Source organism: Citrobacter sp. S55_ASV_140 (assembly GCF_018919505.1).
GTDB classification, from domain to species: Bacteria; Pseudomonadota; Gammaproteobacteria; order Enterobacterales; family Enterobacteriaceae; genus Citrobacter; species Citrobacter werkmanii.
This window is the reverse complement of the sequence record NZ_JAHLQZ010000255.1, coordinates 1-4,605: the sequence shown is the minus strand read 5'-3', so window position 1 is coordinate 4,605 and position 4,605 is coordinate 1. Positions and strand designations below refer to the sequence as shown.

General features: G+C 54.2%; 6 protein-coding genes. 4 read left to right on the top strand and 2 right to left on the bottom strand.

Annotation, left to right across the window (positions count from 1 at the left end; all coding sequences use genetic code 11):
- From KQJ18_RS21790 to fdhE, 4 genes are all read left to right on the top strand, one after another.
- The coding region (locus KQJ18_RS21790; RefSeq protein ID WP_275945711.1) for a molybdopterin dinucleotide binding domain-containing protein at positions 1–1,194 on the top strand (1,194 nt) is incomplete at its 5' end.
- A 12-nt stretch (positions 1,195–1,206) separates the two neighbouring features.
- Complete coding sequence (gene fdoH, locus KQJ18_RS21785; protein ID WP_003028691.1) at positions 1,207–2,109, top strand: formate dehydrogenase O subunit beta; 903 nt, start codon at positions 1,207–1,209, stop codon at positions 2,107–2,109.
- On the top strand, positions 2,106–2,741 hold the full coding sequence (gene fdoI, locus KQJ18_RS21780) for a formate dehydrogenase cytochrome b556 subunit (RefSeq protein ID WP_038635897.1): 636 nt from the start codon (positions 2,106–2,108) through the stop codon (positions 2,739–2,741). Before fdoH ends, fdoI begins: the two co-directional genes overlap by 4 nt.
- Positions 2,738–3,667, top strand: a complete 930-nt coding sequence (gene fdhE / locus KQJ18_RS21775) for a formate dehydrogenase accessory protein FdhE (RefSeq protein ID WP_216422724.1) — start codon at positions 2,738–2,740, stop codon at positions 3,665–3,667. Before fdoI ends, fdhE begins: the two co-directional genes overlap by 4 nt.
- Before the next feature lie 36 nt (positions 3,668–3,703).
- Here fdhE and KQJ18_RS21770 read toward each other — a convergent pair whose 3' ends face one another.
- Entirely contained in the window at positions 3,704–4,078 is a 375-nt protein-coding gene (locus KQJ18_RS21770) for a type II toxin-antitoxin system VapC family toxin (RefSeq protein ID WP_159121985.1), read from the bottom strand.
- A complete protein-coding gene (locus KQJ18_RS21765) occupies positions 4,078–4,320 on the bottom strand; it encodes a CopG family transcriptional regulator (RefSeq protein WP_001523745.1) in 243 nt (80 codons plus the stop codon). The genes KQJ18_RS21770 and KQJ18_RS21765 overlap by 1 nt, the downstream gene beginning before the upstream one ends.
- Positions 4,321–4,605: the final 285 nt, after the last annotated feature.

Here is a 4,605-nt window from a genome sequence, read left to right as displayed (position 1 = left end):
GCCGAAGAGAACGGTTCGATCGTCAACTCTGGTCGCTGGCTGCAGTGGCACTGGAAAGGCGCGGATGCCCCAGGGATTGCCGCAACCGATGGCGAAATCCTCGCCGGTATCTTCCTGCGTCTGCGCAAGATGTATGCCGAACAAGGTGGCGCGAACCCGGAACAGGTGCTGAGCATGACCTGGAACTACTCCACACCGCATGAACCGGCTTCGGAAGAAGTGGCGATGGAGAGCAACGGGAAAGCGCTGGCTGATATTATCGACCCGGCAACCGGCGCGGTAATCGTCAAGAAAGGCCAACAGCTCAGCTCGTTCGCCCAACTGCGTGATGACGGCACGACCTCCAGCGGCTGCTGGATTTTTGCCGGTAGCTGGACGCCGGAAGGTAATATGATGGCGCGACGCGATAACGCCGACCCGTCGGGCCTTGGCAATACGCTGGGTTGGGCCTGGGCATGGCCGCTTAACCGCCGCATTCTTTATAACCGTGCTTCCGCAGACCCGCAGGGAAATCCGTGGGATCCAAAACGTCAGATCCTGAAATGGGATGGCGCGAAATGGAGCGGGATGGATATTCCAGACTATAGCGCCGCCGCACCGGGTACTGACGTCGGGCCGTTCATCATGCAGCCGGAAGGGATGGGACGCCTGTTTGCTATTGATAAGATGGCGGAAGGACCGTTCCCGGAACACTACGAGCCGTTTGAAACGCCGCTCGGCACTAACCCGCTGCACCCGAACGTTATCTCTAACCCTGCCGCGCGTATCTTTAAAGGTGACGCGGAAGCGCTGGGTAAAGCGGATAAGTTCCCGTATGTCGGTACAACCTATCGTCTGACCGAGCACTTCCACTACTGGACCAAGCATGCGTTGCTGAACGCCATCGCCCAGCCGGAGCAGTTTGTGGAAATTGGCGAGAAGCTGGCGAATAAGCTCGGCATCTCCCATGGCGATACCGTTAAAGTTTCCTCTAACCGCGGCTACATCAAGGCCAAAGCAGTGGTGACAAAACGTATTCGTACGCTACAGGCCAACGGTAAGGATATCGATACCATCGGTATTCCGATTCACTGGGGCTACGAAGGTGTGGCGAAAAAAGGCTTTATCGCTAACACGTTAACGCCATTCGTTGGTGATGCGAACACGCAGACGCCGGAATTTAAGTCCTTCCTCGTGAACGTGGAAAAGGTGTAACGGAGACGACCTATGGCTTATCAATCGCAAGACATCATTCGTCGATCCGCCACTAACGGTTTCACCCCCGCGCCTCAGGCGCGGGATCACCAGGAAGAGGTGGCGAAACTTATCGACGTCACGACCTGTATCGGCTGTAAAGCCTGTCAGGTTGCGTGTTCCGAGTGGAACGACATCCGTGATGAAGTGGGCAACAACGTTGGGGTGTACGATAACCCGGCTGATTTGACCGCCAAATCCTGGACGGTGATGCGCTTCTCGGAAGTGGAACAGAACGACAAACTTGAGTGGCTGATCCGCAAGGATGGCTGTATGCACTGCGCCGATCCAGGCTGCCTGAAGGCATGCCCGGCTGAAGGCGCAATCATTCAGTATGCCAACGGCATCGTCGACTTCCAGTCCGAGCAGTGCATCGGCTGCGGCTACTGCATTGCTGGCTGTCCGTTCGATGTGCCGCGCCTCAACCCGGAAGACAACCGCGTCTACAAATGTACGCTGTGCGTCGACCGTGTGGTGGTCGGGCAAGAACCGGCCTGCGTGAAAACTTGCCCAACCGGGGCGATTCATTTCGGCACCAAAGAGTCGATGAAAACGCTGGCTGGTGAGCGCGTGGCGGAACTGAAAACGCGTGGCTACGAAAACGCGGGCCTGTACGATCCAGCGGGCGTTGGCGGTACGCATGTGATGTACGTATTGCACCATGCCGACAAGCCGAATCTGTACCACGGTCTGCCGGAGAACCCGGAAATCAGCGCCACCGTGAAGTTCTGGAAAGGCATCTGGAAACCGTTGGCAGCGGTCGGCTTCGCAGCGACGTTTGCGGCCAGTATCTTCCACTACGTCGGTGTGGGTCCAAACCGTGCGGAAGAGGAAGAAGACAATCTGCATGAAGAGAAAGACGAGGTGCGCAAATGAAACGACGTGACACCATCGTGCGCTACACGGCGCCGGAACGCATCAACCACTGGGTAACCGCCTTCTGCTTTATTCTGGCGGCAGTGAGCGGGATGGGTTTTCTCTTCCCGTCTTTTAACTGGCTGATGCACATCATGGGCACGCCGCAACTGGCGCGAATTGTGCACCCGTTTGTCGGCGTGATCATGTTTGCCTCGTTTATCATCATGTTTTTCCGTTACTGGCACCACAATCTAATCAATCGGGATGATATCTTTTGGGCGAAGAATATTCGTAAGATTGTCGTCAACGAGGAAGTAGGTGACACGGGACGTTATAACTTCGGCCAGAAATGCGTATTCTGGGCGGCGATTATCTTCCTGGTGCTGTTACTGGTGAGCGGAGTGATCATCTGGCGTCCGTATTTTGCGCCTGCTTTCTCAATCCCGGTGATCCGATTCGCGTTAATGCTGCATTCATTTGCCGCAGTAGCGTTAATTGTGGTTATCATGGTGCACATTTACGCCGCCCTTTGGGTGAAAGGCACCATTACCGCGATGGTGGAGGGATGGGTTACTAAATCGTGGGCGAAGAAACATCATCCGCGCTGGTACCGTGAAGTCCGCCAGAAACAGGAAAAATCATCTGAATGAGCATTCGCATAATCCCGCAAGATGAGCTGGGTTCGAGCGAGAAACGCACGGCGGATATGATTCCGCCGTTATTGTTCCCCAGACTCAAAAATTTGTATAACCGCCGTGCTGAACGTCTGCGCGAGCTGGTCGAAAACAACCCGCTGGGCGATTATCTGCGCTTTGCCGCGCTGATCGCCCACGCACAAGAAGTGGTGCTGTACGATCATCCGCTGCAGATGGATCTGACCGCTCGTATCAAAGAAGCGAACGATCAGGGCAAGCCGCCGCTGGATATCCACGTCCTGCCACGCGACAAACATTGGCAAAAACTGCTGCAATCGCTAATTGCTGAGCTGAAGCCGGAGATGAGCGGCCCTGCACTGGCCGTAATCGAGAATCTGGAAAAAGCCTCTGAGCAGGAACTGGAGCTGATGGCCAGCGCGCTGTTTGCCTCAGATTTTGCCTCCGTCAGCAGCGACAAAGCCCCGTTTATTTGGGCTGCGCTGTCGCTCTATTGGGCACAGATGGCAAGCCTGATCCCCGGCAAAGCGCGCGCTGAGTACGGCGAACAACGCCAGTTCTGTCCGGTATGCGGTTCGATGCCGGTCTCCAGCGTGGTGCAAATCGGCACAACGCAGGGACTACGTTATTTGCACTGCAACCTGTGCGAAACCGAATGGCACGTGGTGCGCGTGAAGTGCAGCAACTGCGAACAGAGCCGCGATTTGAACTACTGGTCGCTGGATAACGAGCAGGCGGCAATTAAAGCGGAAAGCTGCGGCGACTGCGGGACTTACCTGAAGATTCTCTACCAGGAAAAAGACCCGAAAGTCGAGGCCGTGGCCGACGACCTCGCTTCCCTGATGTTGGATGCACACATGGAGCAAGAAGGCTTTGCCCGCAGCTCCATCAACCCGTTCCTGTTCCCGGGTGAAGGGGAGTAAAACCCCAGTACTGCCGGGCGACGCTGGTCGCCCGGACTATAACGTATACGGTGTGACCACACCGGATATGCTTGCAAAATCTTTGGTATTACGCGTAACCAGTGTCAGATGATGAATCTGCGCAGTAGCCAGGATAATGGCATCCGGCAATTTCATCCCGTATTCTTGCCTGATATTCACGCTTCGCTCAGCAATATCCTGTGAAACACCAATAATGTTAAAAGCGCCTAGCGCAATGCGAGTACGGGCCTCCTGATGGTATTTTTTTGCGCCTACCATCACCTCCATCCATGTAATGAGACTGATTGCGTTCTGTGGCGGCCATGTTTCTATCGCCACTTTTGCTTCACTTCGCCCGCTAAACAGGTCGATGAGGATATTGGTATCAAAAAGCGCAGCCCCTTTGACCATTACCATTCCTCACGAAGTTTACGTTGATATTCAACACCATCTTCCTCACAGCCTTGCCAGAGCCCCAATGCTTTCGAAATTGTGGTTTCAGCCCGATCCTGTCTTTCCAGATACTGCTCAACGGCCTCCCGCAAGAGTTCTGCACGAGGTAGGTTGCGTTGCACCTTGAGATCGTCAAGCCGTTTAATCACGTCGTCTGATAAATCGAGTAAAATTCTGCCCATATCCATCCCAGCCATCATACTCACATATACCTCCAGTATATCATTCGCGCTTATTTTTCAAACAACATACACCTGAGACTGACGAGAAAATAGTTATTACGCGAACGATTTCTATTTTTGCGAGCCGCTTTCCAGAATCGTACTCAGCCCACTTTTCCCATTTCCATTCATACCAAACCAGGCTATAACACTGTATATCCATACAGAAAAGGGAATAAAAATGACACTGGAAAGCGGGATTGCGCAGTTAGTGGAGGAATTTATCGCGGTGGGGCGCCCCTCTTCTCGCGAGCAGAATATTGA